The organism is Photorhabdus antumapuensis (assembly GCF_020387775.1).
GTDB lineage: Bacteria > Pseudomonadota > Gammaproteobacteria > Enterobacterales > Enterobacteriaceae > Photorhabdus > Photorhabdus antumapuensis.
The window spans coordinates 1-16622 of the sequence record NZ_JAHZMK010000044.1; the positions used below are offsets into that span (position 1 = coordinate 1).

The following is a 16622-nucleotide window of genomic DNA, read 5'->3' on the forward strand; positions in this document are numbered from 1 at the left end:
ATGCGGCGGTTTCTGCCCTTGCAGCGGAAATTGGCGGCGGTGATGCCAAAGGGGCGGCTGCCGGGGCATTAGCCGCAGAACTGGCCGCGATAACATTGGATAAAACATTCAATGATCCAATGAAAATTCAGGCGGGTGGCAAAATCATTGGCAGCGTTGCAGGGGCCATTGCGACCAACAGTGCCAAAGGCGCTAACAGTGGGGCGAATGCCGGAGAAATTGTTATTCTCTTTAACCACCTGAACTCCATGAATGCCTACAATCTGGTCAGAGAACTCCAGGAAGCCAATAAGCAGGGAACGCCTACCGAAGCAATCTGGAACAAATACAACAAACTGAGCGCAGCACAACGGGCAGACATGTTATCTGACTGTGCCGGGAGCGGTGGGTTATGTACATTGACCTATCAGGCCGAAATGGACGGCGGGATAAAAACAGCAGATGCCATCAGTGGCTTAAGATGGATGTTTGACTTATCGGCTGAGGATGCCCATCGTATCAGCCAGTTTGTGACGACAGAAAACCAGAACGATTTAGGGCTGTTGTATAACTCGCTGCCTGCCTGGGAAAAAGGTGCACTGATAGCTAAAGAAGCGGTAGAATCTGCCGGTATTGGTGGCGCTATCGGCGGTAAAGCTTCGGTTGCTTCGATTGTTGGGAAGAATAAACAACCTTATCAGCCGAATAAAGGTGCTGTTGGTAATATGGGAGAATTTTTTAGACAATCCGGATTTGGAAGTCAGATAAAGAATAGCTCCAGTAAAACCAGCCAAATCTATCAAGGCCAAAGTGTTTATCAAGCTAAAGATGTGGTCGGAGATCATATAGCTAAAGGTGATAAATATTATCTTGATGGTATGCATAAAAATCATATTGAACTATTTGATAAGAATGGGAAATTCAAATCTGTTCTTAATTTAGATGGTTCGTACAATGAAGTTAAAACTCAAAAAGCAATGGCTGAAGGACGGAGATTACCAAAATGATAGACCATATTCCTCTTGATAGAATGAAAAAAGACTTTTTGCTCATTCTCAACCAAAAATCTATTGGTACGATAGATACGGATAACCTATCAGTAAACTACAATGACCACTTAGATAAAAGACTAAAAAGATATTTAACTTTATTGTGTGATACCGCTGAGTTGCTAGCTAATGCGACAGAAAATAGAGATGAAGTGACTGCACAAGCAGCTTTATTGAGAATCCGTAGTCATTCAATGAGTTTATCTAGTTTCTTTGAAGCAATAACTGAAGATGTAGAAGTATTGCTTGGTCTGAATGGTTGGCCAAAGATCCCTGATAATTACATTTATCCATCTAGTAAATAATAATCCCAGCCATTATGAACCGAAAGCCCACATCACGTGGGCTTTCTGCCTTATTGCCAATAATCACCAGATATGCGTAAACAAGCTAGTAATCTGACCAGAGAGCTCCAGGAAGCTAATAAGCAGGGAACGCCTACCGAAACAATCTGGAACAAATACAACAAACTGAGCGCAGCACAACGGGCAGACATGTTATCTGACTGTGCCGGGAGCGGTGGGTTATGTACATTGACCTATCAGGCCGAAATGGACGGCGGGATAAAAACAGCAGATGCCATCAGTGGCTTAAGATGGATGTTTGACTTATCGGCTGAGGATGCTCATCGCATCAGCCAGTTTGTGACGACAGAAAACCAGAACGATTTAGGGCTGTTGTATAACTCGCTGCCTGCCTGGGAAAAAGGTGCATTAATAGCCAAAGAAGCGGTAGAATCTGCCGGTATTGGCGGTGCTATTGGCGGTAAAGCTTCGGTTGCTTCGATTGTTGGGAAGAATAAACAGCCTTATCAACCTAATAAGGGTACAACTGGAAAGGGAACGACCACTTACCCAGAAGGGATCCATTTTAATATTAACCAGAAAAATCACTTAACTAGCTTTGATGGAATTACTCAAAAAGCAGGAATCAAAGGAACACATAATGCTGAAGCCTTCAATAATACAGTCAATACAAACGGGATAAAAATTATTAGCTCAACGCCAACAAGTGTGAATGGAATTACCGAAATAAAATATCAAATTCCTGCATACGACAGAGCAGGAAATGTCATTGGTTATAAAGAAAAACCATTCACAAAAACTGTCTATGATCCAAAGATCATCAGTGATCAAAAGATGATTGAACTTGGACAACAAGCATCATCATCGGGGTATAAAGAAGCTATAGCTAAAGGGCTTTCTGCATATGATGGTAAGGCTGGAGGGATCACATTTAGAATATACATAGACAAAGACACTGGCTCTATCAATAACTTCCATCCTCAATAAGGAAATAACAGTGAAACAAGAATTATTTGGTCAACCATATGATGAAAGTAATCCTGAGTGGATTCTGAAAGGCTATTTTGATGTGATGTACCAAAAGGGAAAAAATTATTTTTACGATGTTATAGAAAATATTATAAAAAGGCATGGTTTTTCTACAGATGGTGCTTACTGTAGCTTTCCAGATATGAATAGCTTTTTTGAAGAAGAACATTTTGAAGGGGTTGAGTTTACATGGGGCTATCCACCGGAACAAGCACCAACAATAATTGTAAGCGAAGCAACCTGTTTCAAATATGTAAAACTAGCCTGTGAGAAATATCTTCAATTACATCCAGAAGATACAGAGCAAGTAAAATCCTTACTTGCTCAACTCCCTTAAACCAGAAAGATCCCAGTACTAAAAGCTGGGATCTTTTCTTAATATGCTTGAACAACTGCCTGCCTAGGAAAAAGGTGCACTAATAGCCAAAGAAGCGGTAGAATCTGCCGGTATTGGTGGCGCTATCGGCAGTAAAGCTTCGGTTGCTTCGATTGTTGGGAAGAATAAACAACCTTATCAACCGAATCAGGGTACAGAGGGGAAATCTGAAACTGGAAAAGGGACGAGTGTAGTAAATCAAGGAAATAAATTTACTATTGAGGACTTAGTCAGTTCTGCCAACAAGCCAATGAATCCACAAGGTCTATCTGAAGCCGCTAGGGCATGGGAAAAACATGCAGGTCGACAAGATGGAACATTTGAACCACTAAAAGGAAATGTAGCTCAAAAAAATGCAGCAGCAAATAAATTTGTTAATGAAGTATTAGGAAATCCAAATACTATCAAAACAGAATTATCCCGTGGAGGTATTGAATATCGACTTCCTGATGGAAGAGGTGTTCGCTATAATGCAGATGGATCTTTCTCTGGTGTTCTAGATCCGAAAAGGAATAAATAGTTATGCGTACAGATTTTAATGTTGATTTTTTCAGTGATAATAAATATGAAGAATTAACAGTTGAGATATCATATAAAAATCAAATTCTTTGCCAAATTAATAAGGATAAGGGGATTGAACATATTGAAGTAGAGTTTTTTCCTGATTTAAGAATATTATCTGAACAAGTTGAATTGAAGTTTCCATTAGATGAATTTATTGAACTTCTGATTGAAACTAAAAAGGATCTTATTAATTCGTAAAATTTGTATATTTTTAATTTTGGTTTTAGTTCCCCCGATCATCTGAACTGCACCCCAAAAGTTGGATACTCAACTTATAAAGGTGCAGTTCACACGGCTAGGGTTTATTTATCTGTTGGTTACTACTTACCTATCAGCAGAAATTATTTAAAAAACTAGTAGTAATAACGCTGGATAAAATATTCAGCGGCCCGATGAAAATCCAGGTGGGAGGCAAAATCATCGGGAGCGTTATTTAGGGCTGTTATATAACTCGCTGCCAACCTGGGAAAAAGGTGCATTAATAGCCAAAGAGGCGGTAGAATCTGCCGGTATTGGTGGCGCTATCGGCGGTAAAGCTTCGGTTGCTTCGATTGTTGGGAAGAATAAACAGCCTTATCAGCCGAATAAAGGTGCTGTTAGTAATATGGGAGAGTTTTTTAAACAGCAGCAGTCCTTAATTTAGATAGTCCAGTAAATGTGGATAAGACCAAAGCTGGTCAAGGGAGGAAACTTAAAATTGACTGAAATAAACAAGTTAAATGACATAAAAACGATTTTAGTCGAGCTAGCAGCAGCTTGCAATATCTCAAAAAATAAGCTTGATAATGATGGTAGCCTTGATTATTCGTTAAATCTGGATGATGAACTGCAAGATGAGCTCAAAAAATTGATATCCATGTTTGCAGTATCAAAAAAAGCCCTTGACCAAAATGATGTGGTTGCAGTTCAGACAGCATTAGTAATGGCTAGGATATATGCAATGAATTTACGTAATTTTTTTGATGGAATCTTTGAAGATATAGAAATGATAGGTTGGACAGATCGATATAATTGGCCGAAAACTCCTGAAAATTATAAGATCCCAGACCACTATAATTACCCTGAAAATAAGAAATAATAACCACTCCAGCTAAAAGGCTGGGGTTCAACTTATTAACAAAGTGCTGATTTTTTTATCCGGCATTTTGTCAGTAATAAATAATAAGTGCGCTTTCTCAAGCGCACCTTTTTATTACTTCAATTAATCAGAATATAGACTAGCTATTAATCATCGCATGCATTTCCTGTACAGAAATCACCTGCTCAGTTGGATCTGCACTCAGTGCCATTGTTGTAGCAAATCCACCATTTAATGTGGTGTCATAATGCACTTTATATTGTAGTGCACTACGGCGAATAAGTTTGGAATCCTCAATCGCCTGACGACCCGCAGTCGTGTTTACAATATAGCTATATTCACCATTTTTGGTTCTATCCTGAATATGCGGACGCCCTTCGTGAACTTTATTCACCAGACGAGGGTTAATCCCCGCTTCACCTAGCACAACCGCAGTACCATGAGTCGCATCCAGTTCAAAGCCCTGTTTCAGCAATTTAGCGGCCAAATCCACAACCCGGCCTTTATCACCTTCACGCACTGATAAAAGTGCTCTACCATTTTGCGGCATTCTGGCGTTACATCCCAATAGTGCCTTTGAGAAAGCTTCGGCAAATGTACGCCCAACCCCCATTACTTCTCCGGTTGACCGCATTTCAGGCCCAAGAATTGGATCCACACCAGGGAATTTGTTGAAAGGCAATACAACTTCTTTCACCGAATAATATGGTGGAATGATCTCCTGAGTTGCATTTTGCTCAGCCAGAGATTGACCAACCATCACACGAGCCGCAACTTTCGCCAGTGGTAAACCGGTCGCTTTAGAAACAAATGGCACAGTACGAGCCGCACGCGGGTTGACTTCAATCAGATAAACTTCGTCATTCTTGACGGCAAACTGGACATTCATCAAGCCATGTACCCCCAATTCAAACGCCAGTTTTTCTACCTGCTGGCGCATGACATCCTGGATTTCTTGACTTAGGGTGTAAGCAGGCAGTGAACAAGCTGAGTCGCCAGAATGCACACCTGCCTGCTCAATATGTTCCATAATACCGCCGATCAATACACGTTCACCGTCACAAATAGCGTCAACGTCTACTTCCACTGCATCATCAAGGAAACAATCAAGCAATACTGGGGCATCATTAGAGACATTGACCGCCGTCTGGAAGTAACGGCGCAGGTCAACTTCGTCATAGACGATTTCCATCGCACGGCCACCCAAAACATAGGATGGACGAACCACCAGCGGATAACCCAGAATATTTGCCTTCTCAACTGCCCGTTCTATCGTGGTCACTGTGGCATTTTCGGGTTGTTTCAGGCCAAGGCGATTTACTGCCTGTTTGAAACGCTCACGGTCTTCCGCACGATCAATCGCATCCGGGCTGGTACCAATAATTGGAACACCGGCAATTTCCAGTTCTCGAGCCAATTTCAGCGGAGTCTGCCCACCATACTGAACAATCACACCTTTTGGCTGCTCAACACGCACAATCTCAAGAACATCTTCCAAAGTCACCGGTTCGAAATAGAGACGGTCCGAAGTATCGTAATCTGTTGAAACGGTTTCCGGGTTACAGTTCACCATGATGGTTTCATACCCATCTTCACGCAGTGCCAAGGCTGCATGAACACAACAATAGTCGAATTCAATCCCCTGCCCAATACGATTCGGACCACCACCCAATATCATGATTTTTGGCTTGTCACTATGCGGATTAGCTTCACACTCATCTTCATAAGTGGAATACATGTATGCAGTATCAGTCGCAAATTCTGCCGCACAGGTATCAACGCGCTTGTAAACCGGATACAGATTATATTTGTGGCGCAGTTTGCGGATCTCTTTTTCGGCCACACCGACCAGTTTCGCCAGACGTGCATCAGCAAAACCTTTACGCTTCAGATGACGCAGGAAGTCAGCCGTCAAGCTGTTAATGCCCTGTTCTGCCACCTGCTCCTCCAATCGCACTAGCTCTTCAATTTGCACTAAGAACCAGCGATCAATATCAGTCAAGTTAAAAATACCATCAACAGACATACCTGCACGGAAAGCATCCGCGATATACCAGATACGCTCAGCACCTGCATCTTTTAATTCGCGACGAATTTTAGTCAATGCTTCTGGATCATCTAAACTGACTTTCGGGTCAAAACCAGTTGCCCCCACTTCCAAACCACGCAATGCTTTTTGCAGAGATTCTTGCTGAGTGCGACCAATCGCCATCACCTCACCAACAGATTTCATCTGGGTTGTCAGACGATCATTAGCCCCAGCAAATTTCTCGAAATTAAAGCGAGGAACTTTAGTGACTACGTAGTCGATAGAAGGCTCAAAGGAAGCTGGCGTGCGACCACCAGTGATATCATTCATCAACTCATCAAGGGTATAACCCACAGCCAATTTAGCGGCAATTTTAGCGATCGGGAAACCTGTCGCTTTCGAAGCCAACGCAGAAGAGCGAGAAACGCGAGGATTCATTTCGATGATAACTAAACGGCCATTTTTTGGGTTCACTGCAAACTGTACGTTAGATCCCCCAGTTTCTACACCGATTTCACGCAATACCGCCATCGAAGCGTTACGCATGATTTGATACTCTTTATCCGTCAGCGTTTGCGCCGGGGCGACCGTGATGGAATCACCGGTATGAATCCCCATCGCATCAAAGTTTTCAATAGAGCAGACGATAATGCAGTTATCGTTTTTATCCCGCACAACTTCCATTTCATACTCTTTCCAACCAATCAGAGATTCATCAATCAAGAGTTCATTGGTTGGTGAAAGATCCAAGCCACGCTCACAAATTTCCTCAAATTCTTCGCGGTTATAAGCAATACCACCACCGCTTCCTCCCATAGTAAAGGAAGGACGAATAATACAAGGAAAACCGACTTGATCAGCGATTACCAGCGCTTCTTCCATTGAATGGGCGATACCAGAACGCGGAGTTTCCAAGCCAATCTTTTTCATTGCTATATCGAAACGGTGGCGATCTTCCGCTTTGTCAATTGCATCCGCGGTAGCGCCAATCATGGTAACGCCAAACTCTTTCAGAACACCCTGACGCTCCAGTTCTAGCACACAGTTGAGTGCAGTTTGTCCGCCCATTGTTGGCAGAATCGCATCGGGACGCTCTTTTTCAATGATTTTACGTACCACTTCCCAGTGGATCGGTTCAATATAAGTGGCATCGGCCATTTCTGGATCAGTCATAATGGTAGCAGGATTCGAGTTCACCAGAACGACACGATAACCTTCTTCCCGTAACGCTTTACACGCTTGTGCTCCTGAGTAGTCGAATTCACAAGCCTGACCAATAACAATTGGGCCGGCACCCAGGATCAGGATACTTTTAATATCAGTACGTTTTGCCATTTTATTTTCTCCTGATTACTTGGTGTTATGACGATTATTTTTCTGACAATACTGCTCAATGAGTTCAATAAAGTGATCAAATAACGATGCAGTTTCATGTGGACCAGGGCTAGCTTCTGGATGCCCCTGGAAGCTGAATGCAGGTTTATCGGTACGATGAATCCCTTGCAACGTGCCGTCAAACAGAGATTTATGAGTAACGCGCAAATTTGACGGCAGTGATTTTTCATTCACAGCAAAGCCGTGGTTTTGTGCAGTAATCATTACAACATTACATTCAAGATCTTTCACCGGATGGTTACCACCATGATGGCCGAATTTCATTTTCATAGTTTCAGCGCCACTGGCTAACGCCAACAATTGGTGTCCAAGGCAGATACCAAAGATCGGAATCTCTGTCTCAAGTAGGGTTTTGACTGCATCGATTGCATAACCACAAGGCACCGGATCGCCCGGCCCATTGGACAAGAAAATACCATCCGGGTTCAGTTTCAGTACATCTTCAGCCGATGTCTGGGCAGGAACAACTGTCAGGCGGCAGCCACGATCCACCAGCATTCGCAAGATATTACGTTTTGCACCAAAGTCATAAGCAACAACATGATAAGGCAGATCCTGTTCTTGCTTATCTTCCGGTAATCCCCCTGCCAGCTTCCAGCTCCCCTGTAACCACGGATAAATCTGTTTAGTTGTCACCTCTTTTGCTAAATCCATCCCCTCCAGCCCCGGAAACGCTTGCGCTTTTTCCAGTGCAACCTGAGCGTCAATCTGTTTACCTGCTATAATACAACCATTCTGTGAACCCTTTTCTCTTAACAAACGCGTCAGTTTACGGGTATCGATATCTGCTATCGCAACAATATTATGACGTTTAAGATAATCGGAAAGCGTTTCTTCGCAGCGGAAGTTACTGGCCAACAGTGGTAGATCACGAATCACTAGCCCTTGGGCTTGTACTTTTAGTGATTCTTTATCGACTGAGTTAACACCGACATTACCAATATGGGGATAAGTAAGAGTGACAATTTGGCGGGAATAGGAAGGGTCTGTGAGAATTTCTTGATATCCGGTCATCGAGGTATTGAACACCACTTCCCCAACTGCCGCCCCTTCCGCACCTATGGCACGACCGTGGAATTGGGTTCCATCTTCCAGAACCAATATAGCTGACTTAATCAAAACACCCTCCAAAGAATAATTACTCGCAATTAGTGCATATTAATTCAGATTTATTCCTCAAAATCAATGCCAAAGCTGCTTTTTAGGCAAAATTTTGGCAAATTGCGCGCATTCTAATGATGAGAGGGAGAGTTGTCTACAAAAAATGTCACTTTTCTTATTTTTTTGCACACTTCGCCAGACAAACCAATGAAATAAGACTGAAAATAGCAATAAAGTTAATTTATAAAACGGTAATGAGCATAGAAGATTTGATTTTCATATGAAAAGTTGAAAATAATCATAAAAAGGAGAAGAAAGCAGAAAATTAAGGTTATAAACAAGACAAAAATAGAAAAAAAAACCAAAAAATAATAAAATTAAACAAAGAAATCAAAAATCGCATAATAAAACATTTAATTATGCGATATCAATAAATTACAAAAATAGCTTTTTAAAGTAAATCGAGATTTAGCACATCTTTCATATCAAAAAGGCCACTATTTTTACCACTTAGCCATAGAGCAGCCTTTACAGCGCCATTTGCAAACGTCATCCGACTGGAAGCCTTATGAGTTATCTCTACTCTCTCCCCAATATCTGCAAACATAGCGGTATGCTCACCCACGATATCCCCGGCACGGATAGTCGCAAAACCAATACTTTTCGGATCTCGTTCACCGGTATAACCTTCACGGGCATAGACAGCACACGCTTTAAGATCCCGCCCCAAAGCATGAGCAATAGACTCTCCCATTGCTAAAGCTGTTCCTGATGGTGCATCCACTTTATGGCGGTGATGCGCTTCGATAATTTCGATATCGCTATACTCACCCATCACTTTCGCTGCTTTTTCCAATAATTTAAGCACCAGATTTACACCAACACTGAAATTCGCGGCAAATACAATCGGGATATCAGCAGAAGCCTCTTTAATTGCCTGCTTACCAGCCTCATCAAAGCCAGTTGTACCGATCACCATCGCTTTACCGTTCTGGTGACAAATTTCAAGATGAGTCAACGTTCCTTCCGGGCGGGTAAAATCGATAAGGATATCAAAATTATCAACGATACTTTTCAGGTCATCACAAACCGTCACACCTGTATGACCAATACCCGCCAACTCTCCGGCATCGGCGCCAATCAGAGAAGAACCGGAGCGTTCCAAAGCGGCACCAAGAACCACACCATCTAATTGATAAATGGCCTGAATCAACTGACGTCCCATACGCCCACCAGCGCCAACAATAGCAACACGAATATCTGTATCAGCCATAAGCCCTCACTATATTTAACACGATGATCAGTCAGATGAATATTTTAAATAAAGATAAAGTACGCTACTTTATTCTTATTTATCATGATTATTTAGCTAATTTCTTTGACTTCAACACGTAATTCTTTCGGCACTTCAAACACAATATTTTCTTCCCTACCATGTAATTCCTCGACGGACTCAGCCCCAAGATTTTTCAGGCGTTCAATGACTTGCTGAACTAAAATATCCGGTGCCGAAGCGCCAGCGGTTACACCAACCAGAGAGGTACCGGTAATCCACTCTTCTTTAATATCCTCAGCGGAATCTATCAGATAAGCAGGCTTACCAACCCGCTGAGCTAACTCAGCGAGACGATTAGAGTTAGATGAATTCTTTGAACCCACAACCAAAACAACATCGGCATCAGACGCCAAATCTCGCACCGCTTCCTGACGATTAGTCGTCGCATAACAAATATCATCTTTACGCGGACCAACGATGTTTGGGAATCGTGCATTAAGTGCATCAATCACTGCTGAAGTATCATCAACGGATAACGTGGTTTGAGTCATAAAACACAAGTTGTCTTGATCTTTGACTTTCAAGTTCCATACATCTTCCGGAGATTCAACCAGATACATTCCACCTTCCGCATTGTTGTACTGACCCATTGTACCTTCAACTTCGGGATGTCCAGCGTGACCAATCAGAATAGCCTCTTTGCCCTTGCGGCTGGCTCTGGCGACCTCCATATGGACTTTCGTCACTAACGGGCAAGTCGCATCGAACAACATGGTCAAATTGCGAGAACGCGCTTCAGCACGAATAGCCTGTGAAACACCATGTGCCGAAAAAATCAGAATCGCATCATCCGGTACATCTGAAATTTCTTCAATAAAGATAGCACCCCGCTTGCGCAGGTTATCTACAACATAACGGTTATGCACAACTTCATGACGAACGTAGATCGGCGCACCATATAATTCCAGTGCGCGTTCTACAATACTGATAGCACGGTCAACACCGGCACAAAAACCGCGGGGGTTAGCCAGCAATATCTGCATGGTTTTCCTCCAATTGGGGATCAATTTCCAACACTTCAATTTCAAACGTAACGTTCTGATCAACTAACGGGTGATTGAAATCAACCGTCACAGATTCTTCTGTTACGGCTTTGACTATGCCCGGCATTTCACTGCCATTCATTGCCGTAAATAACATTATAGTGCCAATTTCAGGAATACCCGTTTCGGCAAAATCACGCGGAGTAAAATATTGGATCAGATCAGGATTCGGTTTACCAAATATAGCCTCACCAGCCAAAGTAAAGGTATGTTTATCTCCCTCTTTTAGCCCAGTAAGCTGCTGTTCCAAAGGTGAAGAAAGGGTTCCATCACCTAAACGAAATAATGCAGGTTTGCCCTGAGTGTGAGTGGAGTCGGCAATAGAGCCATCTTGCAGTTTTAAAGTGAAGTGCAGTAAAACTGCACTATCCACCTTCACCTGGTTTGACATCTTACTTATCCCACTTTGATGGTCTTTTCATCCGGGCTTAGAAAGCTATCAATGATAACCAATCCAGCCCCGATACATATCGCCATATCGGCGATATTAAAAGTTGGAAAGTGCCAATCACCGACATAAAAATCAATAAAATCGATGACAAAACCATGAACCAACCGGTCAAACAGATTACCCAATGCTCCACCAATAATCAGGGCATAAGCGATATTACTCAGTTTCTTCTTTGCACTGGAACGATACATCATCACCGTCAACACAACTGAAATAGCAACAGCAATGAATGCAAAGAACCAACGCTGCCAACCATCTTTCTCTGCAAGGAAACTGAAAGCCGCCCCAAAATTCTGGGCATAAGTCAGATTAAAATAAGGTATCAATGGAACGGATTCATACAGATGAAAGTGTTGCAACACTAACTGCTTACTACCCAGATCCAAAATCAATACCACAACAACTAACCAAAGCCAGCGAAGGCCGGTGGAGCAAATGGGTTTATTCATCAGGCAAACTTACGCTCTTCGCCGTTACCGGCAACATTAGTTACACAGCGGCCACAAAGTTCTGCATGTTCCGCCACCAATCCCACATCTTTAGCGTAATGCCAGCAACGAGGACATTTTTCGCCATCCGCTCTGCGGAAAGCAATTTTCAAACTACCGATTTCGCTTTGTTGCGCATCTTCACCAGCCTGCGCATAATCTGCAACAACAACCTGAGATGTTAGCAGAACAAAACGCAATTCATCTCCAAGGCTATTCAGTTTGTCCGCCAATTCATTATCGGCGTACAGCGTCACCGCGGCTTCCAGTGAACTACGGATATGTTTGTCTGCACGTGCCTGCTCCAGAACTTTGTTAACCTCACCTCGCACAGCCAACAAATCAGCCCAGAAAGCATCATTCATTGGTTCGCCTGCGGCCAGACCAAACAAGCCGTCGTACCACTCTTCGGTAAACACATATTGAGCACGTTTGCCAGGCAACTCATTCCAAACTTCATCCGCGGTGAAGGAGAGAATAGGCGCCATCCAGCGAACCAGTGCTTCTACAATATGATACAGCGCAGTCTGGCAACTGCGGCGAGCCAGACTATCGCCCTTCGCGGTATACTGACGGTCTTTAATGATATCAAGATAGAACGACCCCATTTCCACAGAACAGAACTGCATTAAACGCTGAACAACAGAGTGGAAATCATACTCATCGTAACATTTTATAATGTCTGCCTGAGCAGCCTGAGCACGGCCTACAGCCCAGCGATCCAACACAGCCATCTCTTCCGGTTTAACCCTATGTTGTTCAGGATCAAAACCATTCAGGTTTGCCAGCAGGAAACGCGCTGTGTTACGGATACGGCGATATGCATCGGCAGAACGTTTCAGGATCTCATCTGATACCGCAATTTCACCGGTGTAATCAGTAGAGGCAACCCACAGACGCAAAATATCCGCCCCTAATTTATTCATCACATCCTGTGGACTGATGGTGTTACCGATAGACTTAGACATCTTACGGCCCTGACCATCCACGGTGAAACCATGCGTTAACACCTGACGATAAGGTGCTTTACCTTTTATTGCCGTTGAGATCATCAGGGAAGACATAAACCAGCCACGATGCTGATCTGAACCTTCAAGATAGATATCCGCAGCGTTACCCTGGAATTCAGGGCGGGCATCAACTACCGATGCATGGGTTGATCCCGAATCGAACCAGACATCCAGCGTATCAAAAATTTTGACATAATTAGCCGCATCATCACCCAACAGTTCGGCTGATTCCAGATCCCACCACGCCTGAATGCCATCAACTTCAACACGTTTTGCAACTTCTTCCATCAACTCGATAGTACGTGGATGAAGTTCTTCCGTCTCTTTATGGACAAAAAGAGACATCGGCGTGCCCCAAGTACGTTGGCGTGAAATACACCAGTCAGGACGGTTTTCAACCATTGCCTCAATACGGGCCTGACCCCAGCCCGGGATCCACTGAACCCCTTTGATCTCTTGCAACGATTGTTTGCGCAGACCATTTTGATCCATGCTGACAAACCATTGTGGCGTGGCACGGAAAATAATCGGTGTCTTATGGCGCCAGCAACAAGGATAACTGTGCTGCAATCTTTCCAAATGCAGCAATGCATTGTTTTCACTCAGGATATTCAGCACAACATCATTCGCCTTAAAGACAAACATGCCATCCAGAGAAGGATAAGTACCGGGTAGATAGCAACCATTCGGGCCAACCGGGTTTGCAACTTCCAAACCATATTTCTGACCGAGAACAAAGTCGTCCGGGCCGTGACCTGGAGCCGTATGCACAGCGCCAGTACCCGCATCCAAAGTCACGTGATCACCCAGTACAACCGGTGAATCAAAGCCCATAAATGGATGTTTAAAGCGCAATAGCTCCAACGCCGCACCCGCACAACTCCCTAATACTGCCCACGAAGTTATACCTGCGCGCTTCATCACACTTTCTACCAAATCAGCAGCCAAGATCAGGCATTCACCCTCAATCTGTACTAATTGATAGTTAAATTCAGCATGCAAAGCGATCGCCCGGTTAGCCGGCAATGTCCACGGCGTGGTTGTCCAGATAACCAGAGAGACTGGCTGAGCTGGTGCCTGCACACCAAATATCTCACAAACGGCTGCTACATCAACTGCATTAAAACGCACGTCAATCGATGGCGAAGTTTTATCGTAATACTCAACTTCCGCTTCGGCCAGTGATGAACGACAATCGGTACACCAGTGAACAGGCTTGGCGCCTTTCAACAAATGACCATTAGCGATAATACGACTCAATGCGCGAATAATCTCGGCTTCGGTCTTAAAGTCCATCGTCAAATATGGACGTTCCCAGTCACCTAATATGCCCAGACGGATAAAGTCTTTCTTCTGACCTTCGATCTGCTCTTTGGCATATTTGCGGCACTCGGCACGAAATTCAGCGGCGGAAAATTTTTCCCCCGGCTTACCAATAAGCTGCTCAACCTTAAGCTCAATGGGTAAACCGTGGCAATCCCAACCAGGGATATATGGCGAATCATATCCCGCCATTCCTTTGGATTTAATAATAATATCTTTGAGAATCTTATTGACTGAGTGACCAATATGAATATTGCCATTCGCATAAGGAGGGCCGTCATGCAGAATAAATGTTTTTCTACCGGCTTTTGCTTTACGAATTACCTGATACAACTCATCTTTGTACCAACGTTTTAACATATCTGGTTCGCGCTTTGCTAAATCTCCGCGCATTGGAAACCCCGTTTCTGGCAGATTCAGGGTGTTTTTATAGTCACTCATTCGATTCTCAATTCCAATTTTCCGCTAGATACATGACACAGGTAGCTGCTTAAAAAATTCCTTCGCAGCAACCAAATCATTCGCAATTTGCTGCTTGAGTGCATCAAGGGAAGCAAACCGCTGTTCATTACGCAATTTTTTACGTAACACCACATCAATATAACGCCCATAGAGATCCATTTGGGTATCAATTAGATGTACTTCAAGTTGTTGACCCTGACCAGAGACTGTTGGACGTGTACCAATATTGGCAACACCCGGTAAAGGCTGGCCTCCCAAACCATAGACTTCAACAACATAAACGCCTTGTACCGGAGCCACTAATCGTTTTAACGGCAAATTTGCTGTTGGAAAACCAATAGTACTCCCTAGTCGCTTACCATGAACGACCCGGCCACAAATGCTGTATGGATGTCCCAATAATGTTTCGGCTAACACCAAATCATCATCTTGCAGTGCTTGACGGATAGCTGTGCTGCTAATCCGCAAACCATCATCACAAAAACTTTCACTGTTGGTTACATCAAAGCCGTATGTCTCACCGGCTCGCTGCAAAAAGGCAAAATCACCACTGCGAGATTGACCAAAACGAAAATCATCTCCTACAGCGAGGAACTTAACACCCAATTTTTCCACCAGCAACCGTGAAACAAAAGCTTCTGGCGTATTTGCCGCAAAATGTCTGTCAAATTTCACGCATAATAAATAATCCACTCCACATTGGGCGAGATATTTGGCTTTATCCCTCAATCTCGTCAGACGCGCAGGAGCACCCCCCTTAGCAAAAAACTCCAAGGGTTGTGGCTCAAAAATCATGACCATTACTGGTAATCCCAGACGCTGCCCTTCGTGTTTTAAGTGTTTCAGTAGTGCCTGATGACCTCTGTGGACACCATCAAAATTACCAATCGTCAACACGCAACCGCGGTGACATGTCCGGATATTACGTATACCGCGAATTAGCTCCATAGCTGGCTCAATACCCTGGAAATTGCCAAATTATACCTTGTACAAAGCTCAAGGTTAACCCACCATCATAAGATGATTTAAATCAATAGCCCTGATTCATACAACAAAAACGAGCAGGAATCCCGAAAAATATTCATTTTATTTCTATCTGGACTATTCAATGAGATTTTTATTGTGAAAGACTGTATTCCCACTAAGTAAGCTGATAAAATCCTGCGCCATCACAACGAAGCAAGTTGCCGCAGTACAACGGCGCTTATTTGCACAAATCCATTGACAAAAGAAGGTTGAACAGGCATATTCCTCGGCCTTTGAATTGTCCTCGATAGAATATATTTGGGAGTTGGACCTTGGCTAATATCAAATCAGCTAAGAAACGCGCCATTCAGTCTGAAAAACGTCGTCAGCATAACGCTAGCCGTCGTTCTATGGTGCGTACCTTTATCAAGAAGGTATATGCTGCTATCGCTACTGGCGATAAAGAAACTGCACAGAAAGCATTTAATGACATGCAACCTATTGTCGATCGTCACGCCTGTAAAGGTCTGATCCACAAAAACAAAGCAGCACGTCATAAATCTAATCTGACAGCGCAAATCAACGCAATGCAATAATTTGCGTTTGGATTACTGAAAAACCGGCCTGCGCCGGTTTTT

The 16622-nt window shown here is 43.5% G+C and carries 15 protein-coding genes and 1 pseudogene; 8 read left to right on the forward strand and 8 right to left on the reverse strand.

All coding sequences use genetic code 11. The features are described 5' to 3' along the window. The 7 genes and pseudogenes from KZ793_RS16685 to KZ793_RS16715 all read left to right on the forward strand — a co-directional run. Positions 1–986 (forward strand): annotated as a pseudogene (locus KZ793_RS16685) (hypothetical protein); the annotation flags it as partial. Continuing rightward, positions 983–1333 carry a hypothetical protein gene (locus KZ793_RS16690; protein WP_049583742.1) on the forward strand — a complete coding sequence of 117 codons (351 nt, stop codon included), beginning with the start codon at positions 983–985 and terminating at the stop codon, positions 1331–1333. The pseudogene KZ793_RS16685 and the gene KZ793_RS16690, both read left to right, overlap by 4 nt. Positions 1334–1405: 72 nt before the next feature. Next, the gene (locus tag KZ793_RS22720) at positions 1406–2320 is read left to right on the forward strand and encodes a CdiA family toxin C-terminal domain-containing protein (RefSeq protein WP_317987479.1); all 915 of its coding nucleotides are present in this window, start codon (positions 1406–1408) and stop codon (positions 2318–2320) included. A 10-nt stretch (positions 2321–2330) separates the two neighbouring features. Continuing rightward, on the forward strand, positions 2331–2699 hold the full coding sequence (gene cdiI, locus KZ793_RS16700; RefSeq protein WP_132346434.1) for a ribonuclease toxin immunity protein CdiI: 369 nt from the start codon (positions 2331–2333) through the stop codon (positions 2697–2699). 289 nt (positions 2700–2988) lie between these two features. Further along, entirely contained in the window at positions 2989–3258 is a 270-nt protein-coding gene (locus tag KZ793_RS16705; protein WP_225816367.1) for a hypothetical protein, read from the forward strand. Positions 3259–3260: 2 nt separating this feature from the next. Continuing rightward, positions 3261–3500: a hypothetical protein gene (locus KZ793_RS16710; protein WP_225816368.1), complete on the forward strand. Its 240-nt coding sequence runs from the start codon at positions 3261–3263 to the stop codon at positions 3498–3500. 499 nt (positions 3501–3999) lie between these two features. Then, positions 4000–4380: a DUF6853 family protein gene (locus KZ793_RS16715; RefSeq protein ID WP_225816369.1), complete on the forward strand. Its 381-nt coding sequence runs from the start codon at positions 4000–4002 to the stop codon at positions 4378–4380. 139 nt (positions 4381–4519) lie between these two features. On the opposite strand, the gene carB is transcribed toward KZ793_RS16715, so the two are convergent. From carB to ribF, 8 genes are all read right to left on the reverse strand, one after another. Continuing rightward, a complete protein-coding gene (gene carB, locus KZ793_RS16720) occupies positions 4520–7744 on the reverse strand; it encodes a carbamoyl-phosphate synthase large subunit (RefSeq protein ID WP_225816370.1) in 3225 nt (1074 codons plus the stop codon). A gap of 15 nt (positions 7745–7759) precedes the next feature. Then, positions 7760–8923, reverse strand: coding sequence for a glutamine-hydrolyzing carbamoyl-phosphate synthase small subunit (carA, locus tag KZ793_RS16725; RefSeq protein WP_225816371.1), 1164 nt, complete (start codon positions 8921–8923; stop codon positions 7760–7762). Between the two features lie 433 nt (positions 8924–9356). Then, complete coding sequence (gene dapB, locus KZ793_RS16730; RefSeq protein WP_225816372.1) at positions 9357–10178, reverse strand: 4-hydroxy-tetrahydrodipicolinate reductase; 822 nt, start codon at positions 10176–10178, stop codon at positions 9357–9359. A 92-nt stretch (positions 10179–10270) separates the two neighbouring features. Continuing rightward, positions 10271–11224: a 4-hydroxy-3-methylbut-2-enyl diphosphate reductase gene (ispH, locus tag KZ793_RS16735; RefSeq protein WP_225816373.1), complete on the reverse strand. Its 954-nt coding sequence runs from the start codon at positions 11222–11224 to the stop codon at positions 10271–10273. After that, a complete protein-coding gene (fkpB, locus tag KZ793_RS16740) occupies positions 11205–11675 on the reverse strand; it encodes an FKBP-type peptidyl-prolyl cis-trans isomerase (protein WP_225816374.1) in 471 nt (156 codons plus the stop codon). The genes ispH and fkpB overlap by 20 nt, the downstream gene beginning before the upstream one ends. Before the next feature lie 5 nt (positions 11676–11680). Then, a complete protein-coding gene (gene lspA, locus KZ793_RS16745; protein WP_118986670.1) occupies positions 11681–12184 on the reverse strand; it encodes a signal peptidase II in 504 nt (167 codons plus the stop codon). Next, a complete protein-coding gene (gene ileS, locus KZ793_RS16750) occupies positions 12184–14997 on the reverse strand; it encodes an isoleucine--tRNA ligase (RefSeq protein ID WP_225816375.1) in 2814 nt (937 codons plus the stop codon). The genes lspA and ileS overlap by 1 nt, the downstream gene beginning before the upstream one ends. 24 nt (positions 14998–15021) lie before the next feature. Further along, positions 15022–15966 (reverse strand): bifunctional riboflavin kinase/FAD synthetase, encoded by a 945-nt coding sequence (gene ribF, locus KZ793_RS16755; RefSeq protein WP_225816376.1) that lies wholly within the window; start codon positions 15964–15966, stop codon positions 15022–15024. A gap of 350 nt (positions 15967–16316) precedes the next feature. Here ribF and rpsT point away from each other — a divergent pair, with 350 nt between their 5' ends. Further along, positions 16317–16580: a 30S ribosomal protein S20 gene (rpsT, locus tag KZ793_RS16760; protein ID WP_118986667.1), complete on the forward strand. Its 264-nt coding sequence runs from the start codon at positions 16317–16319 to the stop codon at positions 16578–16580. Positions 16581–16622 lie beyond the last annotated feature (42 nt).